Genomic DNA, 20172 nt, shown 5'->3' with positions numbered 1-20172 from the left:
CGGCCGGTTCAGGCCGGGCGGAGGAGCAGCAGGGCGATGTCGTCCGTGCGTTCGCCCTCGGGCCGGGTGCCGTGCAGCAGGGTGTCGGCCAGTGTCTCCAGGTCCGTCTCCCCCTCACGGCCCAGGGTGCGGGCGAAGGTGTGCAGGCTCTCGTCCAGATGCTCGTCGGGCACCTCGATCAGCCCGTCCGTGTACAGGGCCAGCAGCGTGCCCGGGGTCAGCGGCAGTTCGGTGGTGGTGTAGCGCACGTCCGGATCGATGCCGAGCAGAAGACCGGGCGGCAGTTCCACGGTTTCGGTGCGGCCGTCCGGATGGCGCAGCACGGGCGGCGGGTGACCGGCGGTGGCCATGTGCGCCTTGTGCCGGGCCAGGTCCAGGCTGACGTAGAGGCAGCTGGTGAACAGCTCCGGTCCGAGCCCGGTGAGCAGCCGGTTGGTGCGGCCGAGCACCTCGGCGGGCGACGCCCCGGAGGCGGCGTAGGCCCGTACGGCGGTGCGGACCTGCCCCATCAGCGCGGCGGCGGTGACGTTGTGCCCCTGGACGTCGCCGATGACCGCGCCGAGGAAGGTGTCGCCGAGCTGCACCAGGTCGTAGAAGTCGCCGCCGATGTCCATGCCGTGGGTGGCGGGGAGGTAGCGGAAGGCCACCTCCAGTCCGGGGGGCCGGGGCAGGTCGCGCGGCAGCAGACCGGTCTGCAGGGCGTGGGCGAGCCGGTGCTTGGTGTCGTAGAGGCGGGCGCGTTCCAGGGCCTGGGCGATCAGGCCGGAGAGCGCGGCGAGACTGTCGCGCTGTTCGGCGGTGAAGGTGTGCGGTCGCTTGTAGGCCAGCACGCAGGCGCCGATGCGGCGGCGGGAGGCGATCAGCGGCAGAAAGGCCCAGGCGGCCATGGAATCCTTCATGGCCGGGCGGTCCGGGTACGCCTGCTCCATCTCCTCCCGGGAGCCGACGAAGACGGGGCGGCCCGCGGTGACGGCGTTGGTGCCGGGGGTCGGGGCGGAGAGCGGGGTGGCGTCGAACCGGTCCATGGTGGCGTCCGGGTAGCCGCGGTGGCCGATGACCCGCAGCCGGTCGCCCTCTGCCGCCAGCAGCACGAATCCCTGGGCACCGAAGGCCGGCATGAGTTCATTGGCGGTGCGTTCCACCACGTCCTCGACATCGGCGGCCTCGGTGAGCGCGCTGGCGAGGTGGAGCAGGTGGTAGATGCCGCCGATGCGGGCGCGGGTCAGGACGCGGGGGCGGGGCGGCTGCCCCTCGCCGCCCGCCGTCGCCGGGCCGACGTCCCGGGAAGCCGCCGCGGGCCCGGCGGACGGCTCGGTGGACGGCTCGGCGATGGGCTCGGCGGAGGGTTGTTCGACGCGGCCGATCAGGACGCTGAGGCCGGTGGTGTCCGGATAGAGGCGGAAGAGCACCCAGGCCCCGTCGGTGCGGCGGGCGGTGAAGGTGACGGGCCCGCCGCCGACCACGGCGGCGCGGTAGGCGTCCTCGTAGGCGGGGTCGTCCAGCCAGGGCAGGACCACCCAGGGCAGTGCCCCGAGCAGCCGCTCGCGGCGCTCGCCGAGCAGGTCCGCCGCCCGGTCGGTGAGAAAGCTGATGCGTCCGTTCAGATCCAGCGAACAGACGCCCTCGGGCAGGCGCTGGGCGAACTCGACGGCGGCGAGCGCCTCCGCCGGGCTGGGGGCATCGGCGTGCGGCACGGGCAGTACCCGGGGCTGGTCGGCGGCGCGCAGCGGGTGACCGGTCCCGGCGGCCCGGTGCAGGACCTCGCCGATGCGGTCGGCGGCCGAGGTGACGACCTCGCGTTCGCGGGGGGTGAGCGGGGTGTGGCGGGTACCGGGCCACATCAGGACCAGCACCCCGTCGGCCGGACCGCTGCCGGTGGCGGGCGCGCCGGGCCCGGCTGCCGCGCCGGGCGGCGGCTGCCCGGCCAGGACGGGGACGGCGGCCAGCGCGAAGTCGTAGGGCGACACCATGGCGGTGCGGGGGTATGCGGCGGCCAGGTCCTCCCGGCCGGCGAGCCAGACCAGCCGCTTCTCGCGCGCCGCGTCCGGTGCCGGGCCGGGGTGGAGAAGAGGCAGCCGGGCCCAGGGGCCGGTGAATTCGGGAGGCACGCCGGTGACCGCTTCGAGGGCCAGCATGTCGCTCTCCGGCTCGGTGAGATACAGACCGGCCACATGGGCCCCGGTTTCCCGGACGGCCGCGCTCATCGCCCGGTCGATGCGTTCCCGCAGGGCTTCGGGGGGCGCGGCGTGCCGCAGGCGGCTTGGTGGCATCGTCGGCCTCCCGACTGCACCGGCGGCCCGCCTGCCGGCGCGGATGTCCCTGGTGTCACCGCCGAGGGCGGACCACCGCACCGCTGAAGCAGCGGAACGCTCCTCCTACACGGGACAATAGTCCGGAACCGGAGTCATGGCATCCGCTTCGGCTCAGCGCGTCAGCTCACGGGTCCGGTCGACGTCCTCGGCGATCCGGGCCTTCAGCGCCCCGATGCCGTCGAAGGTCTCCTGGCCGCGCAGCCGGGCGAGAAAGTCCACGGCCACATGGTCGCCGTAGAGGTCCAGGTCGGTGCGGTCCAGGGCGTATGCCTCGACGGTGCGGTCGGTGCCGTGGAACTGCGGATTGGTGCCGACCGAGATGGCCGCGGGCATCCGCTCGCCGGCGGCGGTCAGCCAGCCGGCGTAGACCCCGTCGGCGGGAACGGCGGAGAACGGCACGGTATCGAGGTTGGCGGTGGGATAGCCCAGTTCCCGGCCGCGGCGCGCACCGTGCACCACGACGCCCTCGACCCGGTGCGGGCGGCCCAGTACCCGGGCGGCACCGGCCACGTCGCCGTCCGCGATCAGGCGGCGGGCGAGAGTGGAGGAGAACGGCTGTTCGGCCGGGGCGGCGCCGGCCGCCCCCGGAGGTGCTGCGCCGGGCGCCGCCAGCTGGACGACGTCCACCTCGAAACCGTAGGTGCGGCCCAGCTCGGCCAGGGTGTCCACGGTGCCGGCCGCCCGGTGGCCGAAGCGGAAGTTGGGGCCCTCCACCACGGCGATGGTGTGCAGCCGCTCCACCAGCACCTTGACCGCGAAGTCGGCCGGGGAGAGCTGGGAGAAGGCGGTGGTGAACGGCAGCACCAGCACGGCGTCCACGCCCAGCTCGCCCAGCAGCCCGGCACGGCGCGGGTGCGGGGTGAGCAGCGGCGGGTGCAGCCCGGGGCGGACGACCTCCAGCGGGTGCGGGTCGAAGGTGACCACCACGGAGGGGACGCCGAGTTCCCGGGCGCGGGAGACCGTCCGGCCGATGATCACCTGATGGCCGCGGTGCACACCGTCGTAGGAACCGATGGTGACGACGCTGCGCCCCCAGTCGCCGGGGATGTCTTCCAGTCCATGCCAGCGCTGCACCGTCTGCACCGTGTACTCCGTCCCTGCTGTCCGTGCTGTCTGTGATCCGCCGGCCGTGCTCGGAGCCTGCCAGTCCCCAAAAATACCTGCCGGGGGCGGGGCGGCACGGTGCCGGGCCGCCGAGCGGGGTGTGCCGCGCGGCACAGCCCGGCGGTCAGCGGGGCGTGGCGAGGCCGACGGGCCGGTTCCGGCGGGAGGGACGGGGCTCGGTGCCGGCGCCCGGCGGCTGCGGCTGCGGCTGCGGCTGCGGCGACGGTGGCGGTGGCGGTGGCGGCTGTTCGGCCGCGGCCTGTGCGGGCACGGCCGGGGGCCGGGGGCCGGTGGCGCGGCGCAGCAGCTCGCGGCGGGCGCTGGGGCCGATCGTGGCGGCCCACTCCCCCGGCGCCCCGGCGATCCACTCCTGCACCTGGTCCGCGAAGCCGGGCAGTTCACGGGCCAGGGCCACCATCCGGTGGTCGAACAGCCTGGCGCCCTCGGCGGTGCGGTTGAGCAGCAGGCCGAGCCGGTGGACGAGTTCCCGGCCGCCGCCGCTGCGGGCCACCGCCTCCAGCACCTGGTCGAGTACGGCCGGATCGCGTTCGGTGCCGAGCAGTTCGTCCAGCAGCGGGGCGGCGAGCGGGCCGCCGGCCCGCCCCAGGACCCGGCCCAGCGCCGTGCGAAGCTGCGGCGGGCCGTTCCGCAGCAGGCCGGTGACCAGCGGATGGACCACCGAGCGGGCCGCCGGGCCATGGCGCAGCCGCTGTCGCAGAAAACCGGCGACGGGCTCGGGCGAGGTGAGCGGGCACTGCTCGGTGTACTCCCGGACCAGCCGGGCGATCCGGCGCGCCAGGGCCGGGGTGGTGACATCGGCCAGCGGCAGCAGCAGCGCGGCGGCGGCCTCGGTCCCGGCCCGGTCACCGGCGGCCGGGCCGTCGGCGGAGTCACCGGTGGGGAGGAGGCGGGTCCGGAAGGCGCGCAGCACCGGTTCCGGATGGGTGGGCAGCGCGGCGGTCAGCGCCCGGGCGAGCCCGGGCAGACGCGGTGCTCCGCAGGGCAGGGAGGTGAAGTGGTGCAGCGCGGCGGGCAGGTGGCGGGCCCGGGAGGCGGGGTCGGGCAGCAGCAGGGTGTGCGCGAGGGTGTGCAGACCGGCGTAGTCGGGCCGGGCCAGCAGGTCCTCGGCCGCTTCGCGCAGCAGCGCGCGGTCGGGCTCGTCGCGGACATGCGGCAGCACGGCGGCGGCGTGGATACCGGCGGCGGAGCGGCGGGAGGGCCGGTCGTCGGCGGCCCAGCGCCGCACCGCACGGCAGACGGCGGAGGGGTCGTCGTGGGCGAGTTCGGCCAGGAGCTCGTCGGCGCGCGGATGGGTGGCATCGGCCAGGGCCTCGGTGAGGGTGTCGGGCGAGGCCGAGCGGTGGGTGTGCAGCAGTGCCTGGGCGGCGTCGGCCACGGTGACACGGCGGGCGGAGCGGCGCAGCGGCCGTTCGTCGTCGAACCAGCGGCAGAGCAGCCGCTGGACGGTGGCCGGCTCGGCCGCCAGGTGTTCCGCGGCGACGGTGAGCCAGCGGTCGGGGCCGGGACCGGGGCCGTCGGCGGGCAGCAGCAGGCGCAGCAGGGCCAGCTTCTCGGCGACCGGCAGGGAGAGGCGGCGCCAGAAGGCGGGGCCGAAGCGGCCGGCGGGCAGGCGGCCGTCGCCGATGCGTTCGGCGAGCTGGTGCAGCGGGCCGGTGCAGGGGGCGGCGTCCGGCAGCCCGGTCAGCACCTCGGCCAGCAGCCGCTCCGCCCACCAGACGGCCGGGGCGGGGGCGGCGGCGGGGGCCGGGTTCGCGGCGGTCTCGCCGCGGCTGCCGCCGGGCAGCGCGTCGACCAGGCGTTGCAGACGGCGGCGCAGGGATTCCGGGCCGTGCCGCCGCTCCAGGACGAGCATGGCGAAGACGATCGGGCCGACGCGGTGACGGGGGATGGCGTCCTGCCCGGGGCGGGGGGCGAGGAGACGGTCGAGGGTGGTGTCGAGGTCGAGGTGACAGCCCTGGAGCCACTCGGCGAACTCCTCGTCCGCGAAGCGGTATCCGTTGCCGGCGGGGAGGAGGATCTCGTTGTCCAGCACCGCCCGGGCCCAGCCGCCCCGCCAGGGGAAGAGCTCCTCGAAGTCCCGGGCGGGCAGTACGACCGGGCCCAGGCAGCGGCGGGCGGCCTCGTGCAGCCGGGCGGAGACCCGGGCGGCCAGCCGGCACTGGTCGCGCAGCCGGACCGGGCCATGGCCGCGGCAGGTGAGCTGGGTGGCGATCAGCAGCGCGCACAGGTCCAGATGGGCGGAGAAGATGTCCACCCGCCCGGGGGCGCCGCCGGCGTCCCGGCCCTGCGCCGCCCGTACCCGGCTGAGCAGCCGGAGCGAGAGCGGATGCGCGGCCTCCTCGGCCGCGATGCGGCCGGCGGGGATGCCGAGCGCGCTGCGCGCCTCGGCGGCGCTGTCCACGGGCAGATCCCCCAGCTCCACCTGCGCCGCCAGCCCGCTCCCCCACACCTCCGGCCCGGACCCCGCGTGCCCGCCCCGCCCGCCGGAGGGAGCGGCGGCCGGGGCGGGAAGCAGGGGGGTGAGGTTGTGGGTCCAGAATTCGGGGCGGGTGGTGAGGGCCAGGCGGGCGTTCGAGGCGCGCAGCCAGCTCACCGTGCCGGCGAGCCAGGGCCGGAGCCGGGCCAGCAGCCGCCGGGGCATCTCCTCGGGCGCGTCCAGCAGCACCAGCAGCGGGGTGCCGGTGTCGCGGGCGATGCGGGCCACCACGTCCGGGTCGATACGTGCCGGATCGCCCACGGTGTCCGGGTGGGAGGCGGCGTGCGCCCGGCCGGCGTGGGCCAGCCGGCGGGCCAGCGCGTCCCGGACGGAGGCGTCGTCACCGTCCAGATCGGCGCCGGTGAGCCAGAGGGTGATCGCCGGTTCGGGGCCGCTCAGCCGGCGCGCCGCATGGGCGGCGAGCGCGGTGGTGCGGCCGGTGCCGGGCGGGCCGACCACGGCCAGCAGCGACGCCTCGCCGTGTTCGAAGGCGCGCAGCGCCTCGGCCGCCTCCCGCCGGTCCGCGGGCGGGGCGCGGTGCGGGGCGATGGCGGTGTGCACGGCGGCGGAGGTGAGTTCCAGCACTCCGGCGACGTTGAGATCGACGCCGAATGCGGGGACGGTGGCGCCGTTGCGGCGCAGCAGCAGGTCGACCGGGCCGCCCGGCTCGTCCTCGGCGGCGGCGCGCAGCGGCACGGCGAAGCCCGCCGAGCGGCGCGGGGTGTGCAGGGCGGTGCCGAGCACGGCCAGTACCGAGCCGGTCCGCGCGTCCAGCACCGGGCTGCCGGTGGCCGCGGTGTTCAGCCGCAGCTTGCAGGCGGCGGCTTCCGGGAGGTCCAGCTCGACGGCGCTGGGCAGCGGGTGGAAGCGGTCGGTCGCCGTGTAGGTGGCGGGAGACGTGCCGCGCACCGCGGCGGTCAGCCAGCCGCCGAGCCGGACCCGGACCCGGAGGTCCGCGGCGGCCCGGTCGGTGGCGCAGACCAGGGGCCGCACATCGAGCCGGCGGGTGCGCAGCAGGGCGAGGTCCCATGCCGGGACCGCGGTGATGTCCGCGGCCTCGATCACCTCGGTCCGGCCGCTGGGGGTGCGCAGTACCACGCGCGGCAGGCCGTCGACGGCCTCGTGGCTGGTGAGCACCGTGCCCTGGTGGTCGGCGAGAAAGCCGCTGCCGCGCGAGCGTCCGGCCAGATCGCTGATCCGTACCAGGGGCGGCGCGGGAAGCATCGCCGGTGTGGCCGGTGTCGCCGCTGTCATGGACCATCCTCCCGAACGCTTGCGGTGCGGTGAGGTTCTGCCCAGAGACCGGCCGGAATCAGCGGCGTTACGGCGAGTGCGCCCCCTGAATCGCCGAGCGCTCCGGCAGACGGGTGAATGGAGAGTGAGATCTCCGTGACGAAACCCGAAAACGCGTCCCGACCGGCGGCGCGGACTCAGGCGAGGACGGCGAGAATGCGGGCCCTTGCGGCGCGCGGCTCGATCAGGGCGATCAGCCGGCCGTCCGGGCCGAAGGCGGCGACCGGCCCGGACGGCAGATCGTCGGGGGTGGCGATCTGCACCCCGTTGCCCAGCAGGGCGGCGCGGCGCTCGTCCAGATCCCAGCGGGGAAACGCGGCGGCCGTGGCCTGAGCCAGCGGCAGCACGGCGAGTTCCCGCTCCAGCGAGGCCGGGGAATGCGCGGCGGCGATGCCGTAGGGCCCCACCCGGGTGCGGCGCAGGGCGGTGAGATGGCCCCCGGTGGCGAGCGAGTCGCCCAGGTCGCGGGCGAGGGCCCGGACATAGGTGCCGGAGGAGCAGACCACGGTGACGGTCAGATCGGTGACGGGCGTGCCGTCGGCGGCCGTGGTCTCCCGGACATCGTGCAGCGTGAAGGCGGAGACGGTGACCGGCCGGGCGGGCAGTGAGACCTCCTCGCCCTCCAGCACCCGCCGGTAGGCCCGCTTGCCGTCGATCTTGACGGCGCTGACGCTGGCCGGCACCTGGAGGATGTCGCCGGTCAGGGCCTCGATGCCGGCCGCCAGGGCGTCCCGCGCCACCGAGGCCGCGCCCGCCGAGGCGGTGATCTCCCCCTCGGCGTCGTCGGTCACGGTCCGCTGGCCGAGCCGGATGGTGGCCAGGTACTCCTTCTCGGTGAGCGCCAGATGCCCCAGCAGGCGGGTGGCCCGGCCCAGGCCGAGCACCAGCACGCCCGTGGCCATCGGGTCCAGGGTGCCGGCGTGCCCGACCCGGCGGGTGCGGGCGATGCCGCGCATCCGGGCCACCACGTCGTGCGAGGTGAACCCGGCGGGCTTGTCCACGATGACCAGCCCGTCCGGGCCCGCGTCCGGCCTGTTGTGCCGCTTGCTCATGGGGTGGCCGGTCCCCCGCCGTCCTCGCCGTCGCCGCCGTCCTCGCCGTCCCGGGTGTTCCCGCTCCCGTCCTCCTCGCCCGCGGTGCGGTAGGGGTCGGGGTCACCGGCGTACTGGGCGCCCCGGGAGCGCTGGCGCAGCTCCGCGTCCCGGGCCCGGGCGGCGGAGAAGAGATCCTCCAGCACCCGCGCGTTCTCCGGCAGGGCGTCCGGGACAAAGGCCAGCGTCGGGGTGAACTTGATCCCGGCGGCCTGGCCGACCGCGGAGCGCAGCAGCCCCTTGGCGCTCTCCAGGCCCGCCGCGACCTCCTGGCGCGCCGTGTCGTCGCCGTAGACGGTGTAGAAGACGGTTCCTTCCCGCAGGTCGCCGGTGACCCTGGTGTCGGTGACGGTCACCTGGTGATTCCTGATGCGCGGGTCCTTGATGCCGCGCTGGATCTTCTCGGCGACCACCTCGCGGATGAGCTTCGCCAGGTTGTCGGCCCGGGCGTTCTTGGCCACTGGTCCGTCTCCTTGATTTCTGGTGCGTACGGGCGACGGGCGGTGAGCGCCGGTGATACCCGGCCCGTACCGGGCGCCGGAGCACGGCGCGGGGTACGGGACAGGGGGCACGGTACCGGCGCTCAGTCGTCGTCGCCGTGGATGCGCCGCCGCACGGACAGCAGCTCCACTTCCGGGTGGCCGGCGACCAGCCGCTCACACCGGTCGAGAACGTCGGTCAGATGCCCGGCGTCCCCGGAGACCACCGCGAGGCCCAGCTCGGTCCTGCGGTAGAGATCCTGCTGCCCGGTCTCGGCCGCGCTCACCGCGTACTTCCGCTGGAGTTCGGCCACGATGGGCCGCACCACGGAGCGTTTCTCCTTGAGGGAGCGGACGTCTCCGAGCAGCAGGTCAAAGGTCATGGCCCCTACGTACATGACGATGATCGTAGCCGTCATGGCCGGGGCCGATCGACGGAGTTTCGGCTTTCCGCCCTGCTCCGCCGACCGGCCCCGGACCTCGCCGGTTCAGCCCGTCCGGTCAGGACCGGGGCTTCTCCCGCATCTCATAGGTGACGATCTGGTCGTCGATCTTGATGTCGTTGTAGTTGCCGAGGTTGATACCGCCCTCGAACCCTTCCCGGATCTCGGTGACGTCGTCCTTGAAGCGACGCAGCCCCTCGATGTTGAGGTTCTCGGCGACCACCTTGCCGTCCCGGACCAGCCGGGCCTTGGCGTTCCGCTTGACCAGGCCGGAGCGGATGATGACACCCGCGATGTTGCCGAGCTTGGAGGAGCGGAAGACCTCGCGGATCTCCGCCGTGCCCAGCTCCACCTCTTCGTACTCCGGCTTGAGCATGCCCTTCAGGGCCGACTCGATCTCCTCGATCGCCTGGTAGATGACCGAGTAGTAGCGGACGTCCACGCCCTCGCGCTCGGCCATCTGCGTGGCGCGGCCCGCCGCGCGCACATTGAAGCCGATCACGATGGCGTCCGAGCCGGTGGCCAGGTCGATGTCGGTCTCGGTGACCGCGCCGACGCCGCGGTGCAGCACCCGCAGCTCCACCTCCTCGCCCACATCGAGCTGGAGCAGCGAGGACTCCAGTGCCTCGACGGAACCGGACGCGTCGCCCTTGATGATGAGGTTGAGCTGCTGCATCTCGCCGGCCTTGAGCACCTGGTCCAGGTCCTCCAGGGAGACCCGGCGGACCCGCTTGGCGAAGGCCGCGTTGCGCTCGCGCGCCGCGCGCTTCTCGGCGATCTGCCGGCCGGTGCGCTCCTCGGAGACCACCAGGAAGTTGTCTCCCGCGCCGGGGACGCTGGTCAGGCCCTGCACCAGGACCGGCATGGCGGGGCCGGCCTCGGTGACCGGGCTGCCGCTGTCGTCCAGCATGGCCCGGACCCGGCCGTAGGCGTTGCCCACCACCATGGAGTCGCCCACGTGCAGGGTGCCGCGCTGCACCAGGACGGTGGCCACGGCACCGCGGCCCTTGTCCAGATGCGCCTCGATGGCGATGCCCTGCGCGTCCATGTTCGGGTTGGCCCGCAGGTCCAGGGTGGCGTCGGCGGTGAGGATCACGGCCTCCAGCACGCCCTCGATGTTGATGCCCTGCTTGGCCGAGATGTCGACGAACATGGTGTCGCCGCCGTACTCCTCGGCGATCAGGCCGTACTCGGTGAGCTGGCCGCGCACCTTGGTCGGGTCGGCGCCCTCGACATCGATCTTGTTGACCGCGACCACGATCGGCACCTCGGCCGCCTTGGCGTGGTTCAGCGCCTCGATGGTCTGCGGCATCACGCCGTCGTTCGCCGCGACCACCAGGATCGCGATGTCCGTCGACTTGGCACCGCGGGCCCGCATGGCGGTGAACGCCTCGTGACCGGGGGTGTCGATGAAGGTGATCCGCCGGTCCTCGCCATTGACCTCGGTGGAGACCTGGTAGGCACCGATGTGCTGGGTGATGCCGCCCGCTTCGCCCTCGATGACGTTGGTCTTGCGGATGGCGTCCAGCAGGCGGGTCTTTCCGTGGTCCACGTGACCCATGACGGTGACCACCGGCGGACGGGAGACCAGTTCCTCCTCGCCGCCCTCGTCCTCGCCGAACTCGATGTCGAAGGACTCCAGCAGCTCCCGGTCCTCCTCCTCCGGGCTGACGATGCGGACGGTGTAGTTCATCTCCTGGCCGAGCAGCTCCAGCGTCTCGTCGGAGACGGACTGGGTGGCCGTGACCATCTCGCCCAGGTTGAACATCACCTGGACCAGGGACGCCGGGTTGGCGTTGATCTTCTCGGCGAAGTCGGTGAGCGACGCGCCGCGGGAGAGACGGACCGTCTCGCCGTTGCCGCGCGGCAGCATCACGCCGCCGATCGACGGGGCCTGCATGGCCTCGTACTCCTGGCGCCGCTGCCGCTTCGACTTGCGACCGCGCCGGGCCGGGCCGCCGGGCCGCCCGAAGGCGCCCTGCGTGCCGCCACGGCCGCCGGGTCCGCCCGGACGGCCGCCGAAGCCGCCACCGGGACGGCCGCCACCGCCGCCGAAGCCACCGCCCGGGCCGCCCGGACGGCCGCCGCCACCGCCGCCGCCGGGACGGCCGGCGAAGCCGGTGCCCGGACGGCCGCCGCCGCCACCGCCGCCGGGACGGCCGGCGAAGCCGCCGCCACCGCCACGGCCGGGACCGCCGCCGGGACCACGGCCGCCACCGGGGCCGCCACGGCCGCCGGCGCCGCCCGGGCCGGAGGGCCGCTGCGGCATCATGCCCGGGTTCGGACGCGGGCCGCCGGGCCGCGGACCGGCCGGGCCGGCCTGCGGACGCGGCATGTTGCCGGGCGTGGCACGGCCGCCGCCCGGGGCCTGCGGACGGGGACCGCCCGGACCGGCCTGCGGACGCGGACCGCCGCCCGGCCGCTCGCCGCCGGGGCGCTCGCCGCCCGGCTTGGGGCCGGGGCGGCCGGGGGCCTGCGGGCGGCCCATGCCGGTGGCACCGCTGGAGGAGAAGGGGTTGTTGCCCGGCCGCGGACCGGCCGGCCGGCCGCCGCCCGGCTTGGGCGCACCGGGCTTGGGCGCGCCGCCGCCCGGGCGCGGGGCGCCGGGCTTGGGGGCGCCGGGACGCTCGCCGCCCGGCCGGCCGGAACCCGGACGGGGCCCGGACGGCCGCTCGCCGCCGGACCGGGGACCGGCCGGACGCGGCGCCGGGGCGCCGCCGTCGGCCGGGGCGCCCGGGCTCACCGGGGCGGCCGGCTGCGCGGGCCGCCCGCCGCCGGGCTTGGCACCGGGGCGCGGCGAGGGCGCGGGCGCGGCCGGGGAGGGCGCGCCGCCGCCCGCCGGGCCGGCGGGGCCGGGGCGGGGCGTGGCGGGCCGGGGCGCGGGGCCCGGCTTGGGGGCCGCGCCACCGGGTCGCGGCGCGGGGCCGCCGCCCGGCTTCGGGGCGGCGGGACGGGCCGAGGGCCTGGGGGCCGACGACCGGGCGGACTTCTGGGCGCCGCCGTCGCCCTTGCTGAATGCGTCAGTGAGTTTGCGTACCACCGGCGCCTCGATCGTCGAGGACGCCGAACGGACGAATTCGCCGAGCTCCTGGAGCTTGGCCATGACGACCTTGCTCTCGACTCCAAGCTCCTTGGCGAGTTCGTATACCCGGACCTTTGCCACTTCGCTCCTTAGTCGGTCCGGGGTGGGGTGGCCGCCGGACCTTCGCTACTCCACGGGCGTACTCATCGCGTACTCATCGAGTGCTCATCGCAATCTCGACCTGCTTCCGACTCGCGAGGTACGTGAACGCACGGACCTTCCGTGCGAACCGTCTTACGTCTTACGGACATCTTCACGGCATTACGGTGCCGTACCGCCGACCGCAAGCTGAAGATCCGTGGTGTCGAGCGGCCCCTGGACCCGGAAGGCCCGGGGAAACGCCCGGCGGCGGACCGCCAGCTCAAGGCAGGCCGGTATGGGATGCACATAGGCACCCCGGCCAGGCAGCGTACCGCGATGATCAGGGACGCAGCGTCCCTGGACCAGCGCCACACGCAACAGGACGTTCTGCGCGCCGCGCCGCCGGCAACCCACACAGGTGCGTTCCGGGCAGCTCCGGTCGCGCGTCCGGCCAGACACGATCGATTCTACCTCCCCGCGCGGCCCGCTCCACGACCGGGGCAGCGCTCCCGGCACACTGTGGCACACGCGTGTGACAGATGGTTGCGGACGGACGGCAGCGCCGCCGGCGGCGGCTCGGCCGCTTCCCGCCAAGGAGGCAAACACCGCTGCCGGCCGCGGCATTCCCGCCGCCCGCCCGGCGCACCGCCGCCGGCGCCGACCTCGCCCGGGGTCAGCGCCGGCCGGGGGCCTCGTCCAGGCCGGCGGGGGTCTGCTCGGTGTCCGGACGGATGTCGATCCGCCATCCGGTGAGCCGGGCGGCCAGCCGGGCGTTCTGCCCCTCCTTGCCGATGGCGAGCGAGAGCTGGTAGTCCGGCACCGTCACCCGGGCCGAGCGGGCCAGCCGGTCCACCACCTCCACGCCGCTCACCCGGGCCGGCGAGAGCGCGTTGGCCACCAGCTCGGCCGGGTCGTCCGACCAGTCCACGATGTCGATCTTCTCGCCGTTCAGCTCGGACATCACATTCCGCACCCGGCCGCCCATCGGCCCGATGCAGGCGCCCTTGGCATTGATCCCGGGCCGCATGGAGCGCACCGCGATCTTGGTGCGGTGCCCGGCCTCGCGGGCGATCGCCGCGATCTCCACCGCCCCCTCGGCGATCTCCGGAACCTCCAGCTCGAACAGCTTCTTCACCAGGTTCGGGTGGGTGCGGGAGAGCGTGACGGACGGGCCGCGGGCGCCGCGCACCACACGCACCACATAGGTGCGCAGCCGGGTGCCGTGGCTGTAGTCCTCGCCCGGCACCTGCTCCTGCGGCGGCAGGATCGCCTCCAGCTTGCCGATGTCCACCAGCACGTTCTTCGGGTCGCGCCCCTGCTGCACGGTGCCGGTGACGATGTCGCCCTCCCGGCTGACGTACTCGCCGAAGGTGATGTCCTCCTCGGCGTCCCGCAGCCGCTGGAGGATCACCTGCTTGGCGGTGGTGGCGGCGATCCGCCCGAAGCCCTCCGGGGTGTCGTCGAACTCGCGCGGCTCCGGCGGCTCCTCGCCCTCCGCCGCCTCCGGCAGATCGGCGGCGTCCTCCTTGGCCCACACGGTCACATGCCCGGTCCTGCGGTCCAGCTCCACACGGGCCTGGCGGCGGCTGCCCTCGGTGCGGTGGTACGCGATGAGGAGGGCCGATTCGATCGCCTCGACGAGCACGTCGAAGGAGATCTCCTTCTCCCGGACCAGCGCCCGCAGCGCGCTCATGTCGATGTCCACGGCTACGCCTCCTTGCGCTACTGCTGCTGCTTGCTGTCGCCGCGGGCGAAGTCCACTTCACCGCGGGCCTTGTCGATCTCGGCGAAGGCCACCCGACGCTGCTTGGGCCTGCGGCCCTTCTCCCCCGGCACTTCGAGGTCCAGCCCTTCGTCGTCCACCGCGCGCACCCGGGCGGTCAGCGTGCCGCCGCCGGAGAGCTGGAGGTGCACCATGCGGTCCAGGGAACGTTCGAAGTGCCGCCGCTCGGTCAGCGGGCGGTCCACGCCCGGGGAGGTGACCTCCAGGACGTAGGAGACATCGCCGAGCGCCCCGCGCCGGTCCAGGAGTTCCGACACGGCATGGCTGAGTTCGGCGCACTCGTCGAGCTGCACGCCCTCGTCGGTGTCGACCACGATGGTCAGCACCCGCCGGCTGCCGACCTGGGCGAGGGTGAGGTCCTCCAGGTCCATGCCCCGCTCGGCGGCCAGGGGCTCCACCAGTTCCCGGAGCCTGTCGTTCTGGGTGGTGCTCATCCGGGTGACTCCTCGGCCGCGTCTGCTGTTGTGGCGATGGGGGCTGTCTGGGTGACGGACGGTCGGGCACCGCCGCGCGCCGTGCGGCGCCTGCACAGCGGCGGCGACGGCGTCTTGCGCCACAGCCTACTGCCTACGGGAGAGTACGCGGACCGGACCGCACAAGGCCGCATCCATGGCGGCCGGGGTGGCGCCGGGCGGCGCGCGACCGCCCGGGTACGCTCCCATGCGGTGGCCGCCCGGCGGCGGCCCGCCCGCCGCCGGGCCGGACCGGGGCAGACGGTACGGACCGGCGGACGGTACGGGAGAACACGAACAGAACGAACAGAACGAACAGTACGGACGGGACGAGCGTGCGGCGAAACGTGACCGGCGGACCGCCGGGGAAGCCGGAAGGGCCGGCGGTGGCGAGCCCGCCGGGAACGCTGTCCAGGCGCTCCCTGCTGTCCGCGGGCGGCGCGCTCACCGCGGCCGGGGTGCTGACGGCGGGGTGCACCGGCGCCCCCCGGGGGGAACGGGCGGAACACCGGCAGGAGGACGGACAGGCGCGCGCGGAGCGGCGGCTGCGGGAGCAGGCCGCGGCGGCCGGCGCGGCACTGCTCGCCCGGTACGACGCCACCGCGGCAGCGCATCCGGCGCTGGCCGGGACGCTGGCGCCGCACCGTGCCGTCACCGCCGCGCACCTCGATGCGCTGCGCGCCCCCGCGGAGGCCGGCCGGAGCGGGAACGGGAGCGGCGCCGGGATGCGCGGGGGGAACGCCCCGGCCGCCCACCCGGTGCCGGAGCCGCCGGCCGAGCCGGAGGCGGCGCTGGCCGCGCTGGCCGAGGCCGAACAGGGCCTGGCCGAGAGCCGCTTGGCGGCCCTGGCCGGCGCCCCGCCCGCCACCGCCCGGCTGCTCGCCTCGCTGGCCGCGGCCAACGCCGTGCGCTCCCGGCTGCTGGCCCCGTCCGGGGCGGCGGAGCGGAGCCCGGCATGAGGCGGCGGGACGGCACCGGCGCGGCGCTGGCGGCGATCCAGGCGGCGCTGGCCGCCGAGCATGCCGCGGTATACGGCTACGGCGTGGTGGGGGCGTGGGCCCCGGAGGCCGAGGAGGAGGAGATCCGGGCCGCCTACGAGGCGCATCGCGCGCGCCGGGACGCCCTGCGCGACACGGTCCGCGGGATGGGCGGCGAGCCGGTCGCGGCGGCACCGGCCTACGCCCTGCCGTTCGAGGTGACCGAACCGGCGCACGCCCTGGAACTGGCCGCGGAGCTGGAGGCCCGGCTGACCGCGGTCTACGCCGATCTGGTCGCCGCCACCGAGGGTGACGCCCGCCGCAATGCCGCGCGGGCGCTGCGCGAGGGCGCGCTGCGCGCGGTGCGCTGGGGCGGGCCGGAGGCCGCCGTGGCCTTCCCCGGACTGCCCGAGTACGGACCGGCGGACGACGACGACGGCGGCGGACGGCCGGCCGGGCCGGCCGCCACGGCCGCCGAGGGCGGCTGATCCCGGTGGCGGCGGGCCGGGGCGACAGACGAGCCGAGGGGGGCGACCGACCGATGGTTTCCGTGCCGGGTCCACAACCGCCGCGCCGTCTGGTGCTGGCGCAGCAACGGCAGGCGCCCGAGTGGCTGGCCGGGCTTCCCGCGCTGGCCGCGGAGATGCTGCGCCGCTGGGGGCTGACCGCGGAGGCGGTGGCCGAGCCGGGCGGCCGGACCAGCATGACGCTGCTGGTGCGCCGCGGGGACGACGGCTCCCCGGCCGCGCTCAAGCTGTGCGCGCCGCAGTCCCCGGCCGCGCTGGAGGATGCCGCGCTGCGCCGCTGGGACGGGCTGGCCGCGGTGCGGTCGCTGCGTTGCGCGCCGGAGGAGGGCGCGCTGCTGCTGGAGCGGCTGCGCGGGGAGATCTCGCTGCGTTCGCTGCCGGACGCCAAGGCGATGCTGGAGGCGGTCTCCACGGTGCGCCGGCTGTGGGTGGACCCCGGCGGGGAGCATCCGTTCCCGACGGTGGCGGAGCGCACCGGCGCGCAGGCGGCGGCGATGCGGGCGGCGGCGGTGGCCGAGCCCGGGATCGCGCCGCTGGTGGAGGAGGCGCTGGCGGCCCGGGAGCGGATGCTCGGCCCGGCGGCGGCCCCGGGGGAGGGTCGGGAGCACCTGCTGCTGCACGGCGACTTCCGGCAGGGCGCGGTGCTGGCCTCGGACGGCGGGCGGGCGCCCTGGCTGGCGGTGGGGCCGGAGCCGGTGGTGGGCGAGCGGGCGTACGACCTGGCGCGGCTGGTCCGGGACCGGCTGCACGATCTGATGGCCTCGGCGGGCGCGGCGGCGCAGACCCGGCGGCGGGTGACCAGGCTGTCCGCGGCGGTCGAGGTGGACCCGGAGCGGCTGCGCGACTGGTCGGTGTTCCGGGCGGTCGAATCCGCGGTGCGCAACGCCGCCGCGGGCCACCGTGCCGACGCGGAATCCCTGCTGGAGTTCGCCACCTGGCTCTGAGCCCCCGCACGGGCCGCGGCGACGGGGGCCTGAGCGGGGGGCGGGTCAGCGCGGCCCGGCGGCCGGGCGCTCGCGGCGGCGCAGCGGCAGGACGGCGCCCATCACGGCGTACGGGCGCGGGGCGGAGGGGAAGCGGACCTGCCGGGCCAGATCCCGGTAGCCGAGCTTGCGGTACAGGACGCGGGCCGGGCTCTCGGTGTCGATCGCGGAGAGCAGCGAGCGCGGCTGGCGCACCTGGTCGGTCAGCGTGGTGATCAGCGCGCGGCCGATGCCCCGGCCCTGGTAGTCGGGCAGTACATGGAGTTCGGTGACGGTGAAGGAGTCGTCCAGCCAGTCGTCCACGCCGTTCTTGCGCAGACAGGGCTCGACCACCGAGGCCCACCACTGGGCCCGGTCGCAGGGCAGCCCGTAGCCGAAGCCCACCAGCCGTCCGGCGGCGGTGACGGCACCGTAGGCACGTGCCCCCGGGGTGGCCAGATGGCGCAGCACGATATGGCGGCGCACCAGGATCTCTTCTTCGGTGAGGCCGAAGGCGACCGCCTGCACGCGCAGCGCCTCGTCCACCCGGGCCGCGAGATCGAGCGGGCCGACGGCGGGGTCTTCCATGCCCGGAGATTAACGTTCCGCCGGGGAGAAGTCGCGCGCACCCCACCGTTCCCCGGGGCCCGGAAGGCTCAGAACAGGACGCTCATCAGCATGCCGGTCCCGGTGAAGCCCAGGCGGCGGTAGACGGCGCGGGCGGGCGCGTTGAAGTCGTTGACGTAGAGGCTGGCCACGGGTGAGCACTCGGCGAAGGCGTGCCGCAGCACGGTGGCCAGTCCCGCGACGGCCAGGCCCCGGCCGCGCCGGTCCGGGGCCGTCCACACGCCCTGGATCTGGCAGACCCGGGGGGTGACCGCGCCGATCTCGGCCTTGAAGACCACCCGGCCGTCCTCGACCCGGACGAAGCAGCGGCCGTGGCCGACGGTCTCGGCGATCCGGGACTGGTAGGCCAGGCCGCCGTCGGGCGCGCTCAGCGGGGAGACGCCGACCTCCTCGGTGAACATGGCGACGGCCGCGGGCATCACCAGGTCCATCTCGTTGCGCCGCACCCGGCGCACCCGGGGGTCGGGGGTGATGCCCCGGGGCATGGCGGTGGCGGTGAGCAGGGGCTGGCGGGCCCGCACCTCCCTGGCCGGTCCCCAGAAGGGTTCCAGCAGGGCCCACAGGGCGGCGGTGGAGTCCGCGCGGCCGACGATGGAGGAGCACACCCGTCCCTGGCGCACGGCCCGCTCGGCGAAGGAGCGCACCGCGTCCGGGCCGGCGGAGAGCGGCACCAGATTGGCGCCGGAGTAGCAGAGCGCGGAGAGTCTGCCGTGCGGGTACCAGCCCCACATCTCGCCGCCCAGCCGCACCGGGTCCAGTCCGCACTCCAGCACCCGGGAGGTGACGAAGGCGTTGGCGACCGGGTCCCGGTCGAGGACGGCCAGGGCGTCGCTGAGCTCGGCGGGTTCGAGGACCCGCGTGGAGGGCGCAATCAGCACGGGCGGAAAAGCCTTGCCACTCGGGGACGACAGGGATGGCAGGAGGCGCGGAGCGGACGGTGCGGGTGGTGCGGGTGGTGCAGAGGAGCGGGTGAGCGGGCGGTGTGGAGGCACTGTACCCGGTGCCGCCCGCCGGGACGGGCATCCGCGTGCCGGGCGACGGGCGACGGGGAAGGGCGGTGCCGGCCCGGTGGGGCCGGCACCGCCCTCGGCGTGGGTGCCCGGCGAGGATGCGGAACGCCCGGGCCGTCCGGGCGCGCGACGGCGGCGCGGGGGCCGCCGCCCGGGGCTGCTCAGCCGGCCACCGAGATCTGCGGTTCGCCGGAGGGGGTGCCGTCGGCCGCCATCTGCTCGGCGATCTTCATCGCCTCCTCGATCAGGGTCTCGACGATCTTCGACTCCGGCACGGTCTTGATCACCTGCCCCTTCACAAAGATCTGGCCCTTGCCATTGCCCGATGCCACCCCCAGATCGGCCTCCCGCGCCTCTCCGGGGCCGTTGACCACACACCCCATCACGGCCACCCGCAGCGGCACCTCCATCCCCTCCAGCCCCGCGGTGACCTCTTCGGCCAGCTTGTACACATCCACCTGCGCGCGCCCGCAGGAGGGGCAGGAAACGATCTCCAGTCCCCGCTCGCGCAGACCGAGAGACTCCAGGATCTGGATACCGACCTTGACCTCCTCCACCGGAGGCGCCGACAGCGACACCCGGATGGTGTCCCCGATCCCCTCGCTGAGCAGCGCGCCGAAGGCCACCGCCGACTTGATCGTCCCCTGGAAGGCCGGACCCGCCTCGGTCACCCCCAGATGCAGCGGGTAGTCGCACTTCTGCGCCAGCAGCCGGTAGGCGTTGACCATCACCACCGGGTCGTTGTGCTTCACCGAGATCTTGATATCGGTGAAGCCGTGCTCCTCGAACAGCGAGCACTCCCACAGCGCCGACTCCACCAGCGCCTCCGGGGTCGCCTTGCCGTACTTGGCCAGCAGCCGCCTGTCCAGCGATCCGGCGTTCACCCCGATCCGGATCGGGGTACCGCTCTGCGAGGCCGCCCGCGCGATCTCCCCCACCCGGTCGTCGAACTGCTTGATGTTCCCCGGATTCACCCGCACCGCCGCGCAGCCGGCGTCGATGGCCGCGAAGACATACTTCGGCTGGAAGTGGATGTCCGCGATCACCGGGATCTGCGACTTGCGGGCGATCACCGGCAGCGCGTCCGCGTCGTCCTGGGTGGGGCAGGCCACCCGGACGATCTGGCAGCCCGACGCGGTCAGCTCCGCGATCTGCTGCAATGTCGCACCCACATCGGAGGTACGGGTGGTGGTCATCGACTGCACGGAGACGGGGGCGTCACCGCCCACCGCCACCGAACCGACCTGAAGCCGGCGCGAGCGCCGGCGCTCGGCCAGCTTCAGCGGAACGGACGGCATACCCAGCGAGATGGCGGTCATCGGCGTGTGCAACCCCACGTGTGGTTCATCGGACTTCGGATCGGTCCGGTCTGGTCTTGGGGGCCGGAGAAGTCTGCAGCCGCTCGGCCGGTCCGGACGGTACTGAGCGTACGGCACCCGGACGGCCGGCGGA

Annotated in this window: 16 protein-coding genes; 3 read left to right on the top strand and 13 right to left on the bottom strand. The window is 75.1% G+C overall.

Annotation, left to right across the window (positions count from 1 at the left end; translation table 11 throughout):
- Nucleotides 1–8: 8 nt before the first annotated feature.
- From BM242_RS16580 to rimP, 10 genes are all read right to left on the bottom strand, one after another.
- Nucleotides 9–2270 carry a SpoIIE family protein phosphatase gene (locus BM242_RS16580; RefSeq protein WP_093839611.1) on the bottom strand — a complete coding sequence of 754 codons (2262 nt, stop codon included), beginning with the start codon at nucleotides 2268–2270 and terminating at the stop codon, nucleotides 9–11.
- A 153-nt stretch (nucleotides 2271–2423) separates the two neighbouring features.
- Nucleotides 2424–3386, bottom strand: coding sequence for a bifunctional riboflavin kinase/FAD synthetase (locus BM242_RS16575; protein WP_093839645.1), 963 nt, complete (start codon nucleotides 3384–3386; stop codon nucleotides 2424–2426).
- 154 nt (nucleotides 3387–3540) lie between these two features.
- Complete coding sequence (locus BM242_RS16570; RefSeq protein WP_175541450.1) at nucleotides 3541–7167, bottom strand: trypsin-like peptidase domain-containing protein; 3627 nt, start codon at nucleotides 7165–7167, stop codon at nucleotides 3541–3543.
- Between the two features lie 176 nt (nucleotides 7168–7343).
- Complete coding sequence (gene truB, locus BM242_RS16565) at nucleotides 7344–8258, bottom strand: tRNA pseudouridine(55) synthase TruB (RefSeq protein WP_093839610.1); 915 nt, start codon at nucleotides 8256–8258, stop codon at nucleotides 7344–7346.
- Nucleotides 8255–8758, bottom strand: coding sequence for a 30S ribosome-binding factor RbfA (gene rbfA, locus BM242_RS16560; protein WP_093839609.1), 504 nt, complete (start codon nucleotides 8756–8758; stop codon nucleotides 8255–8257). The genes truB and rbfA overlap by 4 nt, the downstream gene beginning before the upstream one ends.
- A gap of 122 nt (nucleotides 8759–8880) precedes the next feature.
- Complete coding sequence (locus BM242_RS16555) at nucleotides 8881–9174, bottom strand: DUF503 domain-containing protein (RefSeq protein ID WP_093839608.1); 294 nt, start codon at nucleotides 9172–9174, stop codon at nucleotides 8881–8883.
- A gap of 103 nt (nucleotides 9175–9277) precedes the next feature.
- Entirely contained in the window at nucleotides 9278–12382 is a 3105-nt protein-coding gene (infB, locus tag BM242_RS16550; protein WP_093839607.1) for a translation initiation factor IF-2, read from the bottom strand.
- A gap of 180 nt (nucleotides 12383–12562) precedes the next feature.
- The gene (locus tag BM242_RS16545) at nucleotides 12563–12841 is read right to left on the bottom strand and encodes a YlxR family protein (RefSeq protein WP_093839606.1); all 279 of its coding nucleotides are present in this window, start codon (nucleotides 12839–12841) and stop codon (nucleotides 12563–12565) included.
- Between the two features lie 214 nt (nucleotides 12842–13055).
- Nucleotides 13056–14087: a transcription termination factor NusA gene (gene nusA, locus BM242_RS16540; RefSeq protein ID WP_093839605.1), complete on the bottom strand. Its 1032-nt coding sequence runs from the start codon at nucleotides 14085–14087 to the stop codon at nucleotides 13056–13058.
- A gap of 17 nt (nucleotides 14088–14104) precedes the next feature.
- On the bottom strand, nucleotides 14105–14599 hold the full coding sequence (gene rimP / locus BM242_RS16535; RefSeq protein WP_093839604.1) for a ribosome maturation factor RimP: 495 nt from the start codon (nucleotides 14597–14599) through the stop codon (nucleotides 14105–14107).
- Nucleotides 14600–15003: 404 nt separating this feature from the next.
- On the opposite strand from rimP, the gene BM242_RS16530 reads away from it, so the two are divergent.
- The 3 genes from BM242_RS16530 to BM242_RS16520 are packed head-to-tail and all read left to right on the top strand — an operon-like array spanning nucleotide 15004 to nucleotide 17065.
- Nucleotides 15004–15576: a hypothetical protein gene (locus tag BM242_RS16530; RefSeq protein WP_245834160.1), complete on the top strand. Its 573-nt coding sequence runs from the start codon at nucleotides 15004–15006 to the stop codon at nucleotides 15574–15576.
- Nucleotides 15573–16082, top strand: coding sequence for a ferritin-like domain-containing protein (locus BM242_RS16525; RefSeq protein ID WP_093839603.1), 510 nt, complete (start codon nucleotides 15573–15575; stop codon nucleotides 16080–16082). Before BM242_RS16530 ends, BM242_RS16525 begins: the two co-directional genes overlap by 4 nt.
- A 53-nt stretch (nucleotides 16083–16135) precedes the next feature.
- Nucleotides 16136–17065 carry an aminoglycoside phosphotransferase family protein gene (locus BM242_RS16520; protein ID WP_093839602.1) on the top strand — a complete coding sequence of 310 codons (930 nt, stop codon included), beginning with the start codon at nucleotides 16136–16138 and terminating at the stop codon, nucleotides 17063–17065.
- Between the two features lie 45 nt (nucleotides 17066–17110).
- On the opposite strand, the gene BM242_RS16515 is transcribed toward BM242_RS16520, so the two are convergent.
- The 3 genes from BM242_RS16515 to ispG all read right to left on the bottom strand — a co-directional run bounded on the left by BM242_RS16515 (nucleotide 17111) and on the right by ispG (nucleotide 20039).
- Entirely contained in the window at nucleotides 17111–17671 is a 561-nt protein-coding gene (locus BM242_RS16515) for a GNAT family N-acetyltransferase (protein WP_093839601.1), read from the bottom strand.
- 68 nt (nucleotides 17672–17739) lie between these two features.
- Entirely contained in the window at nucleotides 17740–18588 is an 849-nt protein-coding gene (locus BM242_RS16510) for a GNAT family N-acetyltransferase (RefSeq protein ID WP_093839600.1), read from the bottom strand.
- 293 nt (nucleotides 18589–18881) lie between these two features.
- Entirely contained in the window at nucleotides 18882–20039 is a 1158-nt protein-coding gene (gene ispG, locus BM242_RS16505) for a flavodoxin-dependent (E)-4-hydroxy-3-methylbut-2-enyl-diphosphate synthase (protein WP_093839599.1), read from the bottom strand.
- Between the last annotated feature and the right edge of the window lie 133 nt (nucleotides 20040–20172).

The sequence above is a fragment of the Streptomyces aidingensis genome (assembly GCF_900112355.1).
GTDB lineage: Bacteria > Actinomycetota > Actinomycetes > Streptomycetales > Streptomycetaceae > Streptomyces > Streptomyces aidingensis.
The sequence above is the reverse complement of the archived record's forward strand: the minus strand, read 5'-3'. Positions and strand labels throughout refer to the sequence as shown.